This is a genomic window from Phenylobacterium sp. GW823-FHT02A09, from assembly GCF_058797775.1.
The window spans coordinates 346,797-363,923 of the sequence record NZ_JBXAJZ010000004.1 but is presented as its reverse complement, the minus strand read 5'-3'; the positions used below and the strand labels follow the sequence as shown (position 1 = coordinate 363,923).

Below are 17,127 nucleotides of genomic sequence, written 5' to 3'. Positions count from 1 at the left end.
CGAGCCTCCTCAGCGCGAGGCCATCAGCCGGATCGGCTTGGCGTCGCTAGCGGGCGTGAAGGTGAAGTCCTGCTGCGTCAGCTGCGGGTTCTCGGTCCACTTCAGCCGCGCGACATAGGTCGGCGCTTCCGGGTCGGTGCGGTCGATGATCACCAGCTTCTTGGGCAGCGGTCGGTCGCCCTTCTGGATCCAGACCTGCCAGTCCATGTCCTTCTCGCGGAAGGCGTATTGTTCGGTCGGGACCCCGTCGATCGTGGCCGGCCCGACCACGAAGCCTGAGATCAGCTCGGCTTCCCGCGTCTTGTCCCCGTTCCAGTGGAACAGATCCTCAAGCGGCAGCGAGATGCCGTACTGGTCATGGATGGCGTCCAGGGTGGCGATGTTGGTCGCAGGCGCCGGAACGCTCGCATAGTACTTCAGCTCGGGCGCGGAGATGGTGAAGGTCTTGCCGTCGTAGACGAACGTCCGGTTCTTGATGTCGCTCTTAAGGTCGATGACGAAGCCGTTGGGACGCCGCACCTTGTAGGTCGTGACGCCGTCCAGCTGCAGCCGTTGGCCATCGACGGTCACGACCTCCAGGGTCGTGTCGGCGGTCAGGCCGAAGGTCTTCAGGGTGTCGAGATAGGCGCCCATCCGCTGGAGCGCCTTGAGCGCGTCCTCCTCGACCTCGGCCGCGTGCGGCGGCGGCGCAGCGGGCTTTTGCTGCGCGTGGACGATCTCTGGACCTGCAAGCAGAAACGCAACGGAACTGACAATGGCCGGAAGGATCCGCATGGTCGTTCTCTGAATGTAGCTGGACCGGCGCGCCGGTCCGTTTCTGGTTGCGGCGATTGTCCCTCCATCGGTCGACGCAGACCATCGGTAGAAACCCTGGCCTGGTTACGCTCGCCGCTCGGCCCGGCCGGCTCGCCGCTCGTCCCAGAACGCTTCCCCAGGCCGTATCCGGCGCGATCATCGCCGCATGATCCAGCGCTTCGCCATCCCGGCCCTCGCCGCCCTCGCCCTCGCCGCCTGCAGTCCCGCGGCCGCCCCGCCCGCGCCCGCCGCGGACGCCGACTGGCCCTATTACGGCGGCGACGCCGGCGGCCAGCGGTTCTCGCCCGCCGCCCAGATCACCCCGGCCAACGTCCAGGGCCTGAAGGTCGCCTGGACCTACTCGACCGGCCATATGCAGACTCACGCCGACGCGGTGCAGCGCGCCGCCTTCGAGGCCACCCCGATCCTGGCCGGCGGCCGGCTCTTCCTGTGCAGCCCGTTCAACGTCGCCAGCGCCCACGACCCCGGCGCCGGCAAGGCGCTCTGGACCTTCGATCCAAAGATCGACACGACGCTGCGCTATCCCAACAGCTTCAACTGCCGCGGCGTCGCCTACTGGCGCGATCCCGCCGCCCCGGCCAACGCGCCCTGCGCCGAGCGCATCTTCATGGCCACCAACGACCGGCGGCTGTTCTCGCTCGACGCCGCCACCGGCAAGGCCTGCGCGGGCTTCGGCCAAGGCGGTCAGGTCGACGCGATGCCCGGCGCGCAGCTGGCGCGGGCGGGCGGCGCCCAGATCACCTCGGCTCCGATCGTGATCGACGGGATCGTCGTCGTCGGCTCGTCGATCGACGACAACCAGCGGGTCCGCGAGACGCCCGGCGCCGTCCACGCCTTCGACGCGGTCAGCGGCGCCCTGCGCTGGACCTACGACCCATTGCAGGCCGCTGGGCCGGGCGTCGTCGCCGGCGCGGCCAACGTCTGGGCCCCGATGTCGGCCGACCCGGCCCGCGGCCTGGTCTTCCTGCCGACCTCCAGCCCCAGCCCCGACTTCTACGGCGCGGCGCGGCCGGGCAACGCCGCCCACGCCAACTCGGTCGTCGCCGTCCACGCCGCCACCGGCCAGGTCGCCTGGGCCTTCCAGACGACCCATCACGACGTCTGGGACTATGACGTTCCGGCCCAGCCGACCCTGGCCATGCTCGGCTACCGCGGCGGCCCGGTCCGTCCGGCGGTGATCCAGACCACCAAGCAGGGCCTGGTTTTCACGCTGGACCGCGAGACCGGCCAGCCAATCATCCCGGTCGAAGAACGTCCCGTGCCCCAGGGCGGCGAGGTCGGCGAGGTGCTCTCCCCGACCCAGCCCTTCCCGGTCGCGCCCGAGCCGCTGGCCCCGAGCCGCATCACCCCGGACGACGCCTTCGGCCTGACGCCCTGGGACAAGGACGCCTGCCGCAAGCTGATCGCCGGCGCCCGCAACGAAGGCCTCTACACCCCGCCCAGCACCAAGGGCACGATCCTCTACCCGTTCACCGGCGGCGGCTCGAACTGGGGCGGCCTGGCCTTCGACCAGCGCCGGGGCGTGGCCTTCCTCAACACCTCCTCGGCCCTGCACAGGGTGACGCTGATCCCGGCCGCCAAGGTCGCCGGCGAGAAGCAGGCCAATCCCGACCTGGAGATCAGCCCCCAGGCCGGCGCGCCCTACGGCATGCGCCGCGAGCTGCTGGTCTCGCCGCTCGGCTTGCCCTGCAACCCGCCGCCCTGGGGCCTGCTGACCGCCGTAGACATGACCACCGGCAAGGTGCTCTGGCGCACGCCGCTGGGCACGACCCGGGATCTGGCGCCGGGCTCGCAGCTGGTCATGCGCGGGGTCGGGACGCCGAATATGGGCGGGCCGATCGCCACCGCCTCGGGGCTGGTGTTCATCGGCGCGGCCATGGACGACTACCTGCGCGCCTTCGACGCCAAGTCCGGCCAGGAGCTCTGGAAGGGCCGCCTGCCGGCCGGCGGCCAGGCCACCCCGATGACTTATGTCTGGAAGGGCCGCCAGTACGTGGTCATCGCCGCCGGCGGCCACGCCAAGGGCGACACCAGGCGCGGCGACCAGGTCGTGGCCTTCGCGCTGCCGCAGTAGAACCGGCTTGACCGCCGCGACGTAACGGGTCGAGCGTCCCTTCCAAATAATTGGGAAGGACGCTCCGCCATGACTGCTACGCCTGACTTCAAGCTCCTGATCGGCGGCCAGCTGGTCGCCGGCGACGCGACGATGGACGTGATCAACCCGGCCACCGAACAGACGGTCGCCGTCTGCTCGCGCGCCTCGAAGGCCCAGCTCGACCAGGCCGTCGCCGCCGCCAAGGCCGCGTTCCCGGCCTGGGCCGCGACCTCGATCGACGAACGCCGCAAAGCGCTGCTGGCCATGGCCGACGCCATCCAGGGCGCGCTGCCCGAGCTGTCGCGCCTGCTGACCCAGGAACAGGGCAAGCCGCTGCAGGCGGCGATGGGCGAGGTGTTCGGCGCGGCCGCCTTCTTCCGCTACTTCGCCACCCTCGACCTGCCGGCCAAGACCGTGCAGGACGACGACAAGGGCCGCGTCGAGATCCGCCGCAAGCCGCTGGGCGTGATCGGAGCCATCGTGCCCTGGAACTTCCCGCTGATCCTCATGGCGTTCAAGGTTCCGGCCGCCCTGCTGGCCGGCAACACCATCGTCCTGAAGCCGGCCGCCACCACCCCGCTCTCGACCCTGAAGATCGCCGAACTGGTCAAGGATCTGGTGCCGCCCGGCGTGCTCAACGTCATCGCCGACGCCAACGATCTGGGCGCGGCGATCACCGGCCACCCGGACATCCGCAAGATCAGCTTCACCGGCTCGACCGAGACCGGCAAGCGGGTCATGGCCGGCGCCGCCGATGCGCTGAAGCGCGTGACCCTCGAGCTCGGCGGCAACGACGCGGCCATCGTGCTGGACGACGTCGATCCGGTGGAGACCGCGCCGAAGATCTTCGCCGCCGCCTTCCAGAACTCGGGCCAGGTCTGCATCGCCGCCAAGCGGGTCTACATCCACGAGAGCATCTACGACGCCATGTGCGACGAGCTCGCCAAGCTCGCGAACGCCGCGGTGGTCGGCGACGGGCTGGAGCAGGGCACCGAGTTCGGGCCGCTGCAGAACAAGGCCCAGTTCGACAAGGTGCTGGGCTACATCGAGGCCGGCAAGCGCGACGGCAAGGTCATCGCCGGCGGCGAACGGGCCGGCGACACCGGCTACTTCATCCGCCCGACCATCGTGCGCGACATCACCGACGGCTCGAAGCTGGTCGACGAGGAGCAGTTCGGCCCGGTGCTGCCGCTGATCAAGTTCTCGGACGCCGCCGACGCCGTGGCCCGCGCCAACGCCTCGGACTACGGTCTCGGCGGCTCGATCTGGGCCAAGGACGCCGAGCGCGCCTGGGGCCTGGCCGCCGGCATGGAGTCCGGCACGGTCTGGATCAACAAGCACGCCGACCTGCAGCCGCACCTGCCGTTCGGAGGCGCCAAGCTCTCGGGCGTCGGCAGCGAGCTGGGCGAAGAGGGGCTCAAGGAGTTCACCCAGGTCCAGGTCCTGAACATGGCCCGCTAAGCGCCGCCTGCGCCGGCGGATGGAACCTCCATCCATGGCGCAGGTTTCGGCTTCATGTCCATTCTGATCCTGATCCTCGTCGTCGTCGTTCTTCTGGCCCTGGCGCTGTTCGCGGTGCAGAAGATGCCGATCCCCTCGCCCCTGAACTGGATTATTCAGGTGGTCCTGATCGTCCTGGCGATCGTCTTCATCGGTCAGCGGGCCGGCGTCTTCTAGCGCCCCGCCCGCCGCCGGACTTCGTTCCTGCCCTCGCCGAACTCATCGCAAGGCGCTTCACTGACCCAGGGTGTAGCGCCCGCTCAGGCTGATGCTGAACTGATCGTCCGACCCCAGCTGCCCGACGATCGGACTGTCGGCCGCGTCGCCGGTGATCTTGTAGTAGGTGGCCACGCTCTCCACGCTCCAGCGCGGCGTCACCCGATACTTGGCGCTGGCGACCACGCCGGGCGACCAGGACGCGCCGCTCGGCGAATAGGCGACGATCCCAAGCGGACTGCGCGAAGCCTCCAGCGGCGTGACCGCGAAGTAGGTGCTCGTGAAATCCTCGTCGCCCCAGTCGAGCCGCGGCCCGGCGGTCAGCGTCCAGCGCTCGCCGCGCATGACGGCGTCGGCGGCGAAGTTCCCGACCCAGGCCTCGTGGCCGCCGAACCCGCGGCGCACCTCGGTCCGCAGCCGCAGCCAGTCGGCCGCCCACCAGTTCACGAAGCCTCCGGCCTCCACGGCCGGATCGATCTTGTCGAACCCGCGCAGGTCGTCTTCGTCCTTCCGCTCGGAGCGCCAGCGGCCGACCACCCCGAAGGTCACCGGCCCGGTGTCGAACAGGCCGACGCTCACCCCGTCGTCGGGCGCGCCGCTCGGGGTCGGGGGGGCGTCGCGCCGGACCAGCACCACCGCGCCGGTGAACCACGGCCGGTAGTCGTCGGAACCGAGATAATCGGGCGCGTAATTGGCCCCGGCCCGGACGCTGTCGAGCGTCCAGCCCAGAATGGTCGGAGCCTCCTGCGCGGCCGCCGAAGACGCGGCGCCGACCGCCATCACCGCGGCCAGGCCGGACGCGAAACGCTGGAACACGACGGAACCGGGAACGCCCATGAGCACAACCTCTACCGCTGCCGCTCCACGCAACGCACGGCCTCAACGTTCGGTTGCCGGCGCCACGCCGTCGCCGAATATAGCCGGTGCGATCATGCGCAGCTTGCGTTCATCTCTGCGATCTAGGATCAGAGCCGTCCGAACCCAGAGTGATCGAACGGAACTCACTTGCGCACCTCCATCGTCCATCCCGGAGCCGATAACCTCCGCTACGAAATCCGCCAGATCGTGGAGGTCGCCAAGGCTATCGAGGCGGCAGGTCAGCCGATCCGCTGGGAGAACATCGGCGACCCCGTCGCCAAGGGCGAGCGCCCGCCGGCCTGGATCAAGGAGATCGTCGGCCAGGTCGCTCAGGACGATCTGAGCTTCGCCTACTCGCCGACCAAGGGCCTGGACGACACCCGCGCCTACATCGCCAACGAGCGGAACCTCGAGGGCGGCATCCAGATCACCGCCGACGACATCCTGTTCTTCAACGGGCTCGGCGACGCGATCTCGACGATCTACGGGGCGCTGCATCCGTCCGCCCGGGTGATCGGCCCGAACCCGGCCTATCCGACCCACTCCTCGGCCGAGGCCGCCCACGCCGGCGCGCCGCACATCACCTATCGCCTCGATCCGCAAAACGGCTGGAAGCCGGATCTGGCCGACCTCGAATCCAAGGTCGCGGCCAACCCGCACATCGCCGCCATCCTGATCATCAATCCCGACAACCCGACCGGCTTCGTCTATCCGCAGGACACCCTGGCCGCGATCGTCGACATCGCCCGCCGCTACGGCCTGTTCCTGATCTCCGACGAGATCTATTCCAACCTCGCCTACCCGGGCTCGGACATGCGCAAGCTGGCCTCGGTGATCGGCCAGGTGCCGGCCATCGCCATGCGCGGCATCTCCAAGGAATTCCCCTGGCCGGGCGCCCGCTGCGGCTGGATCGAGATCTACAACCGCGACCAGGACGCCGACTTCGACCGCTTCGCGCGCTCGCTGCTCGAGACCAAGATGCTGGAGGTCTGCGCCACCACCCTGCCGCAACGCGTGCTGCCGCAGGTGATGGGCGACCCGCGCTACTATCCCTACCTGGAGCAGCGCGTCGGCGCCTACGACCGCCGCGCCAGGCGCGCCGCCGAGGTGCTGTCGGCGATCCCGGAGATCACCATCCACCCGGCCCGCGGCGCCTTCTACATGACCGCGGTCTTCCGGCACGGGGCCCTGAACCTCGAGCAGTCGCTGCCGGCGCCCGACAACGCCGCGGCGATCATCGCCCCGCACCTGGGCGCGGCGCTGGACCAGCGCTTCGTGCTGCACCTGCTGGCCGCCACCGGCGTCTGCGTGGTGCCGCTCTCCACCGGCTTCAACTCCGACCTGCAGGGCTTCCGCTTCACCCTGCTGGAAGCCGACGAGGCCAGGTTCGAGGCCGTCCTCACCGACATCGCCGCCGCGCTTCGGGCCTATCTCGACAGCGCCCGGTCGGCGCTCGAAGGCGCCCCGCGCCCGAGCGTCTCGGCCGCGTAAAGCCAAGCCAGGCTTCGCCCCGCGCCATTCCGCGCGCGGGGCGCTTCTATGCATTCGAAGCGTTCCATTGATTGTCTCGATGGCGACGACAAAGTTTTCCCATTAGCCAGCGCGAATTCCTGGGCCTACGCTTTCCGGAAATCGCCGTTACGGGAGGACTTTGGACATGGATGACGCATCGCCGCTCAACGACCCGCGCAAAGAGCGGGGCGCCCTGCGTTCGCTGCTCGGACGCACCAATCGCGACTGGTGGCCCAACCATCTCTCGCTCGAAATCCTCCGCACCGGCGATCCGATGGGCGAGGACTTCAACTACGCCACGGCCTTCAAGGCGCTCGACTATCAGGCGGTGAAGCGCGACCTGACCGCGCTGATGACCGACAGTCAGCCCTGGTGGCCGGCCGACTACGGCCACTACGGCCCGTTCTTCATCCGCATGGCCTGGCACAGCGCCGGCACCTACCGCACCGGCGACGGCCGCGGCGGCGCGGGCGCGGGCCAGCAGCGGTTCGCGCCGCTGAACTCGTGGCCGGACAACGGCAACCTCGACAAGGCCCGCCGCCTGCTCTGGCCGATCAAGCAGAAGTACGGCGCCCACCTCTCCTGGGCCGACCTGATGATCCTGGCCGGCAACGTCGCCATCGAGTCGATGGGCGGCCCGGTGTTCGGCTTCGGCGGCGGCCGCGCCGACGTCTGGGAGCCCGAGCGCGACGTCTACTGGGGCACCGAGGAACTGTGGGTCGGCCAGGAAGGCAACGAGACCCGCATCCAGCCTGAGAAGAACATGGTCCTGGAAAGCCCGCTGGCGGCGATCCAGATGGGCCTGATCTACGTCAATCCGGAAGGTCCCGGCGGCGTCGCCGACGCCCTGGCCTCGGCCCGCGACATCCGCGAGACCTTCCACCGCATGGGCATGAACGACGAAGAGACCGTCGCCCTGACCGCCGGCGGCCACACCTTCGGCAAGGCTCACGGCGCCGGCGACGCCGCCAAGGTCGGCGCCTCTCCGGAAGGCGCCGACATCGCTCAGCAGGGCCTCGGCTGGCAGAGCGGCCACGAGAGCGGCATGGGCGACCACACCATCACCTCGGGCCTGGAAGGCGCCTGGACCCCCACGCCGATCAAGTGGGACAACACCTTCTTCCACATGCTGCTCGACTACGAGTACGAGCTCGTGCGCAGCCCCGCCGGGGCCAAGCAGTGGCAGCCGGTCGACCAGAAGCCCGAGGACCTGGCCCCCGGCGCTCACAGCCCCGACCGCCGCGTGCCGACCATGATGACCACCGCCGACATGGCGCTGAAGATCGACCCGGGCTTCCGCGAGATTTCCGAGAAGTTCCGCGCCGACCCCGCTTACTTCGCCGACGCCTTCGCCCGCGCCTGGTTCAAGCTCTGCCACCGCGACATGGGACCCAAGGCCCGCTACCTCGGTCCGGAAGTCCCGGCCGAAGACCTCATCTGGCAGGACCCGATTCCGGCCCAGAGCGGCCCGGTCATCGACGCGGCCGACGTCAAGGTGCTGAAGGAAAAGATCGCCGCTTCCGATCTTTCCGTCGCTGAGCTGGTCTCGACCGCCTGGGCCTCGGCCTCGACCTACCGCGCCTCCGACCACCGCGGCGGGGCCAACGGCGGCCGCATCCGCCTGGCGCCGCAGAAAGACTGGGAGGTCAACGATCCGGCCAAGCTGGCCAAGGTCCTGTCGACCTACGAGAACATCAAGGCCGCGTTCGACGGGGACAAGACCGTCTCCATCGCCGACCTCGTGGTGCTGGGCGGCTCGGTCGGGATCGAAAAGGCCGCCCAGGCCGTCGGTCGGACCGTGGAGGTTCCTTTCACGCCGGGCCGCACCGACGCCTCGCAGGACCAGACCGACGTCGAGGGCTTCGCGGTTCTCGAACCGCGGGTCGACGGCTTCCGCAACTACCTGCAGGTGGCCTTCAACGTCCCGACCGAGGAGCTGCTGGTCGACCGCGCCCAACTGCTCGGCCTCTCGGCGCCGCAGATGACCGTGCTGGTCGGCGGCCTGCGGGTGCTGGGCGCCAACACCGGCGGCGAGAAGCACGGCGTGCTCACCAACCGCCCGGGCCAGCTGACCAACGACTTCTTCGTCAACCTGCTCGACATGAAGACGGCCTGGAAGGAGATCGACGGCCACGCCGACGAGGTGTTCCTCGGCACCGACCGGGTCAGCAAGCAGGAGCTATGGACCGCGACCCGCACTGACCTGGTGTTCGGCTCCAACTCCCAGCTGCGCGCCCTGTCCGAGGTCTACGCCTCGGCCGACGCCGGCGAGAAGTTCGTCAAGGACTTCGTCGCCGCCTGGACCAAGGTGATGAACGCCGACCGCTTCGACCTCGCCTGAGGTCGAAACCGTCGCGATGAACGAAACAGCGCCTCCGGCCCGTCCGGAGGCGCTGTGTTTTTGGGCGACGCGCGTCTCGCCGGCGCCTGCCCGATAGACGCGGCCGACATCCAATGTAGAGTTGCGCCGCGGGAAAGTACCATTCGGTGTAGCGATGCGGCCGTTCTGGACGTTGGACGTCGTCGATCCTGACCGGCCGGCGCTGATTGCGGCCAGTGGCGACGAGACGAGCTATCGCGTGCTGTCGCAGAGCGCCGAGCGCTGGGCCAAGGACTTGCAGGCCCTGGCCGCCGGCCATACGCCGCTGCTGCTGCTCGATTTCGCCGCGACGCCGGAGGCGATCGCCGCCTATCTCGGCGCCTTGCGCACCGGTTTCCCGGTCATCCTGCAGGAGCCCGGCGCGTCCCCTCCAGGCAGCCGCATCGACGAGGTCTGGACGCCCGACCTCCACCTTAAGGCCTTCCCCGAAGGGCGCATGCGCGTCGAGCCGCGTCCCGGCTGGCTGGACCGCGACTGGCCGCGGCCGAACCCCGACCTGGCGCTGCTGCTGTCGACCTCGGGCAGCACCGGCGAGCCCAAGATGGTCCGCCTGTCGCAAGGCGCGGTCGCGTCCAACGCCGACGCCATCGCCCAGTACCTGCGCCTGACCGCCGACGACCGCGCGGCCGCCACCCTGCCGCTGTTCTATTCCTACGGGATGTCGGTGCTGAACTCGTACCTGTCGGTCGGCGCGGCGCTGGCGCTGACCGACCGCTCGGTCAGCGATCCGGCGTTCTTCCCCGAGGCGCGCGCCGCCGGCGTGACCAGCCTGGCGCTGGTGCCGCACCAGTTCGACCTGCTCGCCGCATCGGGCTTCTCCGGCGCCGAACTGCCGCGCCTGCGCTACATCACCCAGGCGGGCGGTCGGCTCGCCCCGGACATGGTGCGGCGGTTCTCGGATCTCGGGCGCGAGGCCGGCTGGGATCTCGTGCTGATGTATGGCCAGACCGAAGCTGCGCCGCGCATCGCCTGGGTGCCGCCACAGGCGCTGCCAGACGCCGCCGACACCATCGGCCAGCCGATCCCCGGCGGCCGGATCTGGCTGGCGGACGAGAACGGCGACGAGATCCCCGGCGCCGGTCTGCCCGGCGAGCTGGTCTACGAAGGCCCGAACGTGATGATGGGCTACGCCGCCGAGCGCGCCGAACTCGCCGCGCCGGCCGGCCCGCCGCAACTGCGGACCGGCGACATCGCCGAGCGCACGTCCCAGGATTTCTACCGCATCGTCGGGCGCATGAAGCGCTTCGTGAAGCTCTTCGGCCTGCGCCTGAGCCTCGACCAGATCGAGCTCGCCCTCGGCGAGGCCGGGGTTCGCGCCCACGCCGTCGGCGCCGGCGATCGCCTGGTCCTGCTGGTGCGCGACGCCGCACAGGTCGAAACCGCGCGCACGCTCGTCGCCGGGCTCTACGACCTGCCGGCGGCCGCGATCGCCGCCGCCCCCCTCGCCGATCCGCCGCTTCTGCCGTCGGGCAAGATCGACCAGCAGGCGCTGGAGCGTATCGCCGCCGAGGCGGCGGAGGCCTCGCTGGCCGCCCGTCGCCAGGCGGCGGCCACGGGCAGCCTGGCCGCGATCCTGCGCGAGGCCACCCGCAGTCCGACGGTGTCGCCCCACGACAGCTTCACCAGTCTCGGCGGCGACTCGCTGAGCTACCTGACCATGCAGCTGGCGCTCGAGGACCGGCTGGGGCGCGCCCCGACGGGCTGGGAGAACATGACCCTGGCCGAGCTGGAGGCGATCGTCCCGGCCGACGCCGCCAAGCCGCCGCTCGCCCGTATCGACACCGACCTCTTGCTGCGGCTGCTGGCGATCTCGCTCGTCGTCGCCCAGCACGCCAGCGACTATCCGATCCGCGGCGGCACCTGGGCGTTGATCGCGGTCATGGGCTTTTCCATGAGCCGCTTCCAGCTGCGGCAGATCGCCGACGGCGACGCGCTCGCCTTCGCCAGGCGCCTGCTCTACCCGATCGTGCCGCTCTACTTCCTGCTGCTGGCGGCCTATGGGCTGGTGCGGGAGCCGCCGCCGCTCAGCTACGTCCTGCTGGTCGGCAACTACCAGCCGCTGATGTTCGGCTCCCTGCTCGGTCCGTTCTGGTTCGTCAGTCTCTATGCCCAGATCGTCGTGGTCATGGCGCTGGTCACCGCCATCGGACCCTTGCGCCGGGAAACGGCCGCGCGGCCCTGGCGCTCAGGCTTGATCGCCTCGGCGCTGCTGGCGCCGGGGCTGGCGGCGCTGGCGCTGGTCCAGCAGGAGAACGGCCTGCCCTATGTCGGCCAGCGCGGCCTGATCGAGGCGTTCAGCGTCTTCGTGCTCGGCTGGATGCTGCAGGCGATGCGCGGTCGCCGGCAGATCGCCGCCACCATCGCCATGGCTATCCTGACGCTCGCCTTGCTCGACCGGATCGACATGAACCTGCAGGTTCTCGGCTTCACCTCCGCGGCGCTGGCCATCCTGGGGCTGCGGGTGTCGATCCCGGCCCCGCGCTGGCTCGGACGGCTGGCCGCCACGCTCGGCATGGCGACGCTCTACGTCTACCTGCTGCATTCGATCGTGATCCACTTCGTGGACCCGCGCGGGCTTTCCGATCCGGCCAATATCGTCGTCGCCCTGACGCTGAGCTTCGCCGTCGCCTGGCTCGCCTACAGGACCTTTAACGCCGCCGACGGCGTGGTGCGCGAGCGGCTCGGGAGCCTCGCCTCCCGAGCCGCCAACCTGCGCTAGGGCCGCCCAAGACGACCGCGTTCGGGTTTCGCCCGATCCACCTTCCGCCGACGCCGTCGTACAGCTGCGGGGTCAGAGCCGTCGGAAGGACTGCGTATGTCTCGCCGCATCCCCCTGTTCGTCGCCGCCGCGTTGCTCGCAGCGTGGCCCGCCGCCGCCCAGCCCATCGTCTCGCACCTTGCGGACGGCAACGACTGGAAGCGCTCCTCGATCGAACAGCAGCGCGCCTATCTCGCCGGCGTCTCCAACATGATCTCGGTCGGCGCCGCCTGGGACGCCAAGAACATGCCGGGGGCCGAGCAGACATTCTCGCGGACCGCTCAACGCGGCCTCAAGCACACCGATCTCGAGGAAGCCATCCGCGTCGTCGACGGCTGGTACCGCGCCAACCCGACCCAGCTGAACAAGCCCGTCCTTTCCGTAGTCTGGCGCGAGATCGCCAAACCGCAATTTCCTCCGGCCAAGTAGGACCGCCGACATGAAGAAGCTCGGTTTCACCCTCGCGGCGATCGCCCTGAGCGCGATGCTCGCCGCCTGCGCCACCGCCACCGGCGTCGCCGTCGGCGCGGGGATCGGCAGCCTGTCGGGCAACGCCGGCAAAGGCGCGGCCATCGGAGGCGCCGTCGGAGCCGTCGTCGACATCGTCGACTAGCCGAGGACGTTGAGGAGCCCGCCTGGGCCCAACGCCTTTACACACGGCCGCTTTCATTTATAACCGTCCGGTCGGTTATAAATAGGAACTACCCATGGGCCGTAAACGCGTCATCGATCAGCAGGTCATTCTCGACGCCGCCGAGCGCGTCGTGGCGCGCGTCGGCGCGGCCAACCTCACCCTCGACGCCGTGGCCAAGGAGGCCGGCGTCGGCAAGGCGACGGTGATCTATGACTTCAAGACCAAGCAGGCCCTGATCGAAGCCGTCGTCGACCGCTCCTTCCTGGCCGACAACGCCCGCCACGCGGCGCTCGAAGCCGAACTCGACGGTCAGGACAGCCTGGCCATCCGCGGCCGGATCCGCGGCGGCGCGCACGCGCCGCCCGAAGACTTCCGCGCCGTCGCCCTGAACCTCAGCGCCGCCCTTGCGCTCGACCCCGCCTTGCGCCGGAAGATGCAGGCCAACCAGGCCAGGGTCATCGCCCGCGTGCTCGACACCGCCGCCTCGCCGCGCGGCGCCCAGCTCGCCTATCTCGCCGTCGAGGGGCTGAAGTTCCTCGAATTCCTCGACTTCCACCATTTCGCCCCGGACGAACGCGACAGGATCGTCCGCGAGATCGAGTGGCTCGCCACCGCACAGCCCGCCGTTCAGGGCGCCTGACCCTCACTTCACTGGATTAGATTCATGCCGAATTCCTCCACCGCCGCCCCCGCGGCGGCGAGCGCCCGCGCGCGCCCGCGCCACATCTTCCTGACCGGCGCCGCCGGCTATGTCGGTCGCAACCTGGCCCGCAGTTTCGTCGGCGACGACGTAGCCGTGACCGCCCTCGTCCGCACGGATGAAGCCGCCGAGCGCCTGCGCGCGCTCGGCGCAGTCCCGGTCGTGGGCGACATCCTCGATCCGAACCTCGCCCTGCGGATGGCCGGCTGCGACACGGTGGTCCACGCTGCGGCGGACACCGACCATGGCCACGGCGGCGCCGGCCAGATGCGGACCAACGCCGGCGGAACCGAGAACGTCCTGCGCGCCGCCCGGGCGGCCGGGATCGGGCTCGCCCTGCACCTGAGCACCGAGTCCGTGCTCAGCGACGGCCGCCCGCTCAGGAACGTCGACGAGACGCACCCCTATCCCGCCCGTCCGGCCGGCTCCTACACCCGCAGCAAGATCGCCGCCGAGAAAGTCGCGCTGTCGATGGTCGCTCCTGCGTTCGAGGTCGTGGTCGTCCGCCCGCGGTTCGTCTGGGGCCGCGACGACACCACCGCCCTGCCGATGCTTCTGCGGGCGGCGCGGGCCGGCCAGCTGGCCTGGATCGGCGGCGGCGGCTACCTGACCTCCACCACCCACATCGACAATCTCTGCCACGGCGTCGGCCTGGCCCTGCGGCGCGGCCGCAGCGGCGAGGTCTACTTCCTCTCCGACGGCGAGCCGGTGGCCTTCCGGACCTTCATCTCGGCGCTGCTCGAGACCCAAGGCCAGGTGGCCCCGACCTCGACGATCCCGCGGCCGGTCGTGCGCGCCATCGCCGCCGTCGGCGATCTGATCAGCAAGGCGACGGGCGGCCGCAAGCCCGTCCCCCTGACCCTGCAGACCTTCGCCTCATCCGCGCTCGAAGTCAGTCTCGACATCGGCAAGGCCCGCCGCGAGCTCGGTTACGCCCCCGTCGTCTCCCGCACCGAGGGCCTGGCGGCGCTGGCCGAGGCCGGATCACAGTAGTCGCCGCCTCCAGCCTCCCCATTGGCTTTCGCTGCGGAATGCTGGCAGTTCTCTGCGCCTGCGCTAACGAACCCGAGCACCATCATGCTGTTTGACGACGTCATCCTCGGCCGCCGGAGCATCCGCGGCTACAAGCCCGATCCGGTTCCGCGCAAGCTGATCGAGGAGATTCTCGGCCTGGCGATGCGCGCGCCGTCGTCGATGAACACCCAGCCCTGGAACTTCTACGTTCTCACCGGCGAACCGCTGGACAGGATCCGGGCCGGCAACACCGAGCGCAACCTGGCCGGCGTACCGCACTCGCGCGAGTTCCGCACCGGCGAGGCGTTCACCGGCCCGCACCGTGACCGCCAGGTCGGCGTCGCCAAGCAGCTGTTCGCCGCCATGGGCATCGCCCGCGAAGACAAGGAGATGCGCCAGGACTGGGTGCTGCGCGGCTTCCGCCAATTCGACGCGCCCGTCTGCGTGATCATCACCTATGACCGCGTCCTGGCGACCAGCGACGACACCCCGTTCGACTGCGGCGCGGTGACCACCGCCCTGGTCAACGCCGCCTGGTCGCGCGGCCTCGGCGCGGTGATCAACAGCCAGGGCATCATGCAGTCGCCCGTGGTCCGCGAGCACGCCGGCATCGCCGACGACCAGGTGATCATGAAGGCCGTCGCCCTCGGCTGGCCCGACGACGACTTCCCGGCCAACGCCGTGGTGTCCGAGCGCAAGTCGGTGGCCGAGGCCAGCGTCTTCGTCGGCTTCGACGACTAGGCCTTCCCGCCGGAAGCCTCGAACACCGCCAGCTGGTCTGCAAAGGCCCGCTGGTGGGCCGGCCGCGCCTCGCCGCGCGCGACATAGGCGGCGAGGTTGGGATAATCGCCCAGCAGCTCGGCGCCGGCCGGCCGGCGCAGCACGCTGACCATCATCAGGTCGCCGGCGCTGAACGCCCCGTCCAGCCATTCGGCCTCGCCCAGCCGACGCGACAGCGCGTCCAACCGCTGGCGCACGCGGGCCTCCAGCATCGGCGCCCGAGCGCCGAACCAGGGCTTGTCGCGCTCCACGAGCCGGGTCTGCTCGCGCTCGACGATCGGCGGCTCGACCGTGTTCAGCGCCGCGAACATCCAGCCGATCGCCCGGGCCCGCGCGTCCGGATCGGCCGGCAGCAGGCCCTCGTGGCGCTCGGCCAGGTGCAGGATGATCGCCCCGGACTCGAACAGCGCCAGCTCGCCGTCCTCGAAGGTCGGGATCTGTCCGAACGGATGCAGCGCCAGGTGCGCCGGCTGCTTCATCGCCGCGAACGACACCAGCCGCACGTCATAGGGCTGGCCGACTTCCTCCAACGCCCAGCGCACGCGCATGTCCCGCGCCAGGCCCCGGCCGCGGTCCGGCGAGGCTTCGAAAGCGGTGATGGTGGGCGGCATCGGTCGTCTCCTCCAGTTTCCTCAAGGACGAACGGGCCGCCCGCGTTCCGACATCCTGCGCGCTTTGCCGCAGGGCGAGCCTCGCGCGAACCCCGCTAGAGCTTGGCCGGGGGACATCTGATGACTGGAGTTCGTGCGTGGTCACGATGTCCCTTCGCGCGCGCCTTGTCGCGCTGCTCGCCGCGCTTTGCCTGCCCGTCCCCGCCCAGGCCCGCGGCCTCGAGGCCGAGGTGCTGGCCGAACTGAACTACGCCCGCGCCCATCCCGCCCGCTACGCCGACGAACTCGCCCGCGGCGGCTGGGCGTTGCGCGACGAGGACCCGTACGTGGTCGACGAGGCCATCGGCTTCCTGCTGTCCCAGCGCCCGCTGCCGCCGCTGGCCGCCCATCCGGGGCTGGCCGCCGCGGCCGGCGCCCACGTCCGCGCCCAGGCCCGGCGCGGGGCCGAGGGTCACGGCGCCGGGGCCGGCGGGCTGGCCGCCCGCCTCAAGAACCAGGGCGTCTGGGCCGGGATGAGCGCCGAGACCATCTCCTACGGCTACGCCAGCGCCCGCGAGGTGGTGGCCCAGCTGATCGTCGACAGCCGCGTGCCCGGCCGCGGCCATCGCAAGACCATCTTCGGCGCCGGCTACAGCCTGGCCGGGGTCGCCTGCGGCTCGCACTCGGCCTATGGCGCCATGTGCGTGATCGACTTCGCCGGCGCCCTGGCCCCGCGCTAGGCGCCTGCGGCCTCCGATGCGGCGCATTTGACGAGCGTCTAGGCGCGCGCGCCCGGCGCGCCCTAGACTGGCGCCATGTCCCGCGTACCCGCTTTCCTCTGCGCCGGCCTGGTCGGCGCCCTGGCGCTCGGCGCCGCAGCGCTTCAGCAGATTCCCCGCGCGTCCGAGGGCGCCCGTCTGACCTCCTGGCCGCAGACCGCCAGCATGCCGGGCTTCGGCGATAGCGGCGAGCTTGGCCCCTCCGAGATCGCCGACCTCACCGAGTACGTCCTGGCCCTGGCCGGCGCGCCGCGCGACCAGGCCGCCATCGTCCGCGCCGTGCCGCTCTACCAGGCCCACTGCGCCTCCTGTCACGGCCTCGGCGGCGAAGGGGCGGAGATCCTCGGCACCCCGGACCTGACCCGCGGCCAGTTCCGCTACGCGACCGACGCCGAGGACATCACCCTGCAGATCTGGCACGGCACGGACGGCCGCGGGCCGATGCGCGAGGCCGCGCGCACGCCTTCCCGCCCCAAAGGCTGATCTGCTATGGCC

Annotated in this window: 16 protein-coding genes; 13 read left to right on the top strand and 3 right to left on the bottom strand. The window is 70.4% G+C overall.

Going from position 1 to position 17,127, the window contains the following annotated elements; genetic code table 11:
- Positions 1 to 9: 9 nt before the first annotated feature.
- A complete protein-coding gene (locus AC1Q87_RS18325) occupies positions 10 to 774 on the bottom strand; it encodes a DUF2092 domain-containing protein (protein ID WP_492610267.1) in 765 nt (254 codons plus the stop codon).
- Positions 775 to 961: 187 nt separating this feature from the next.
- Between AC1Q87_RS18325 and AC1Q87_RS18320 the strand changes: the two genes are divergently transcribed.
- From AC1Q87_RS18320 to AC1Q87_RS18310, 3 genes are all read left to right on the top strand, one after another.
- Positions 962 to 2,890 carry a pyrroloquinoline quinone-dependent dehydrogenase gene (locus AC1Q87_RS18320; protein WP_492610266.1) on the top strand — a complete coding sequence of 643 codons (1,929 nt, stop codon included), beginning with the start codon at positions 962 to 964 and terminating at the stop codon, positions 2,888 to 2,890.
- 69 nt (positions 2,891 to 2,959) lie between these two features.
- Positions 2,960 to 4,372, top strand: coding sequence for an aldehyde dehydrogenase family protein (locus AC1Q87_RS18315; RefSeq protein ID WP_492610265.1), 1,413 nt, complete (start codon positions 2,960 to 2,962; stop codon positions 4,370 to 4,372).
- A 54-nt stretch (positions 4,373 to 4,426) separates the two neighbouring features.
- On the top strand, positions 4,427 to 4,588 hold the full coding sequence (locus AC1Q87_RS18310; protein ID WP_492610264.1) for a hypothetical protein: 162 nt from the start codon (positions 4,427 to 4,429) through the stop codon (positions 4,586 to 4,588).
- A gap of 57 nt (positions 4,589 to 4,645) precedes the next feature.
- Here the strand turns inward: AC1Q87_RS18310 and AC1Q87_RS18305 are convergent, their stop codons facing one another.
- Positions 4,646 to 5,464: a MipA/OmpV family protein gene (locus AC1Q87_RS18305; protein ID WP_492610263.1), complete on the bottom strand. Its 819-nt coding sequence runs from the start codon at positions 5,462 to 5,464 to the stop codon at positions 4,646 to 4,648.
- 168 nt (positions 5,465 to 5,632) lie between these two features.
- On the opposite strand from AC1Q87_RS18305, the gene AC1Q87_RS18300 reads away from it, so the two are divergent.
- The 8 genes from AC1Q87_RS18300 (at position 5,633) to AC1Q87_RS18265 (ending at position 15,224) form a co-directional block, all read left to right on the top strand.
- Entirely contained in the window at positions 5,633 to 6,976 is a 1,344-nt protein-coding gene (locus AC1Q87_RS18300) for a pyridoxal phosphate-dependent aminotransferase (RefSeq protein WP_492610262.1), read from the top strand.
- A gap of 166 nt (positions 6,977 to 7,142) precedes the next feature.
- Positions 7,143 to 9,338 (top strand): catalase/peroxidase HPI, encoded by a 2,196-nt coding sequence (gene katG / locus AC1Q87_RS18295; RefSeq protein ID WP_492610261.1) that lies wholly within the window; start codon positions 7,143 to 7,145, stop codon positions 9,336 to 9,338.
- Between the two features lie 154 nt (positions 9,339 to 9,492).
- Positions 9,493 to 12,096 (top strand): AMP-binding protein, encoded by a 2,604-nt coding sequence (locus AC1Q87_RS18290; RefSeq protein WP_492610260.1) that lies wholly within the window; start codon positions 9,493 to 9,495, stop codon positions 12,094 to 12,096.
- Positions 12,097 to 12,192: 96 nt separating this feature from the next.
- Positions 12,193 to 12,564 (top strand): hypothetical protein, encoded by a 372-nt coding sequence (locus AC1Q87_RS18285; RefSeq protein WP_492610259.1) that lies wholly within the window; start codon positions 12,193 to 12,195, stop codon positions 12,562 to 12,564.
- Between the two features lie 10 nt (positions 12,565 to 12,574).
- Complete coding sequence (locus tag AC1Q87_RS18280; RefSeq protein ID WP_492610258.1) at positions 12,575 to 12,748, top strand: hypothetical protein; 174 nt, start codon at positions 12,575 to 12,577, stop codon at positions 12,746 to 12,748.
- 94 nt (positions 12,749 to 12,842) lie between these two features.
- Positions 12,843 to 13,409 (top strand): TetR/AcrR family transcriptional regulator, encoded by a 567-nt coding sequence (locus AC1Q87_RS18275; protein WP_492610257.1) that lies wholly within the window; start codon positions 12,843 to 12,845, stop codon positions 13,407 to 13,409.
- 24 nt (positions 13,410 to 13,433) lie between these two features.
- Entirely contained in the window at positions 13,434 to 14,462 is a 1,029-nt protein-coding gene (locus AC1Q87_RS18270; protein WP_492610256.1) for an NAD-dependent epimerase/dehydratase family protein, read from the top strand.
- An 84-nt stretch (positions 14,463 to 14,546) separates the two neighbouring features.
- On the top strand, positions 14,547 to 15,224 hold the full coding sequence (locus AC1Q87_RS18265) for a nitroreductase (RefSeq protein ID WP_492610255.1): 678 nt from the start codon (positions 14,547 to 14,549) through the stop codon (positions 15,222 to 15,224).
- Here AC1Q87_RS18265 and AC1Q87_RS18260 read toward each other — a convergent pair.
- The gene (locus AC1Q87_RS18260) at positions 15,221 to 15,874 is read right to left on the bottom strand and encodes a glutathione S-transferase family protein (protein ID WP_492610254.1); all 654 of its coding nucleotides are present in this window, start codon (positions 15,872 to 15,874) and stop codon (positions 15,221 to 15,223) included. The genes AC1Q87_RS18265 and AC1Q87_RS18260 overlap by 4 nt on opposite strands.
- A gap of 146 nt (positions 15,875 to 16,020) precedes the next feature.
- Here AC1Q87_RS18260 and AC1Q87_RS18255 point away from each other — a divergent pair, with 146 nt between their 5' ends.
- Both AC1Q87_RS18255 and AC1Q87_RS18250 read left to right on the top strand, forming a co-directional pair.
- A complete protein-coding gene (locus tag AC1Q87_RS18255; protein WP_492610253.1) occupies positions 16,021 to 16,593 on the top strand; it encodes a CAP domain-containing protein in 573 nt (190 codons plus the stop codon).
- A gap of 75 nt (positions 16,594 to 16,668) precedes the next feature.
- Positions 16,669 to 17,115, top strand: a complete 447-nt coding sequence (locus AC1Q87_RS18250; protein ID WP_492610252.1) for a c-type cytochrome — start codon at positions 16,669 to 16,671, stop codon at positions 17,113 to 17,115.
- The last annotated feature ends 12 nt before the right edge of the window (positions 17,116 to 17,127 follow it).

Coding starts and splice junctions, on each gene's coding strand:
- AC1Q87_RS18285 (WP_492610259.1), top strand. CDS start 12,193: ATGTCTCGCCGCATCCCCCTGTTCGTCGCCGCCGCGTTGCTCGCAGCG.
- AC1Q87_RS18275 (WP_492610257.1), top strand. CDS start 12,843: ATGGGCCGTAAACGCGTCATCGATCAGCAGGTCATTCTCGACGCCGCC.
- AC1Q87_RS18260 (WP_492610254.1), bottom strand. CDS start 15,874: ATGCCGCCCACCATCACCGCTTTCGAAGCCTCGCCGGACCGCGGCCGG.
- AC1Q87_RS18320 (WP_492610266.1), top strand. CDS start 962: ATGATCCAGCGCTTCGCCATCCCGGCCCTCGCCGCCCTCGCCCTCGCC.
- AC1Q87_RS18325 (WP_492610267.1), bottom strand. CDS start 774: ATGCGGATCCTTCCGGCCATTGTCAGTTCCGTTGCGTTTCTGCTTGCA.
- katG (WP_492610261.1), top strand. CDS start 7,143: ATGGATGACGCATCGCCGCTCAACGACCCGCGCAAAGAGCGGGGCGCC.
- AC1Q87_RS18265 (WP_492610255.1), top strand. CDS start 14,547: ATGCTGTTTGACGACGTCATCCTCGGCCGCCGGAGCATCCGCGGCTAC.
- AC1Q87_RS18305 (WP_492610263.1), bottom strand. CDS start 5,464: ATGGGCGTTCCCGGTTCCGTCGTGTTCCAGCGTTTCGCGTCCGGCCTG.
- AC1Q87_RS18315 (WP_492610265.1), top strand. CDS start 2,960: ATGACTGCTACGCCTGACTTCAAGCTCCTGATCGGCGGCCAGCTGGTC.
- AC1Q87_RS18255 (WP_492610253.1), top strand. CDS start 16,021: ATGTCCCTTCGCGCGCGCCTTGTCGCGCTGCTCGCCGCGCTTTGCCTG.
- AC1Q87_RS18290 (WP_492610260.1), top strand. CDS start 9,493: ATGCGGCCGTTCTGGACGTTGGACGTCGTCGATCCTGACCGGCCGGCG.
- AC1Q87_RS18310 (WP_492610264.1), top strand. CDS start 4,427: ATGTCCATTCTGATCCTGATCCTCGTCGTCGTCGTTCTTCTGGCCCTG.
- AC1Q87_RS18270 (WP_492610256.1), top strand. CDS start 13,434: ATGCCGAATTCCTCCACCGCCGCCCCCGCGGCGGCGAGCGCCCGCGCG.
- AC1Q87_RS18250 (WP_492610252.1), top strand. CDS start 16,669: ATGTCCCGCGTACCCGCTTTCCTCTGCGCCGGCCTGGTCGGCGCCCTG.
- AC1Q87_RS18280 (WP_492610258.1), top strand. CDS start 12,575: ATGAAGAAGCTCGGTTTCACCCTCGCGGCGATCGCCCTGAGCGCGATG.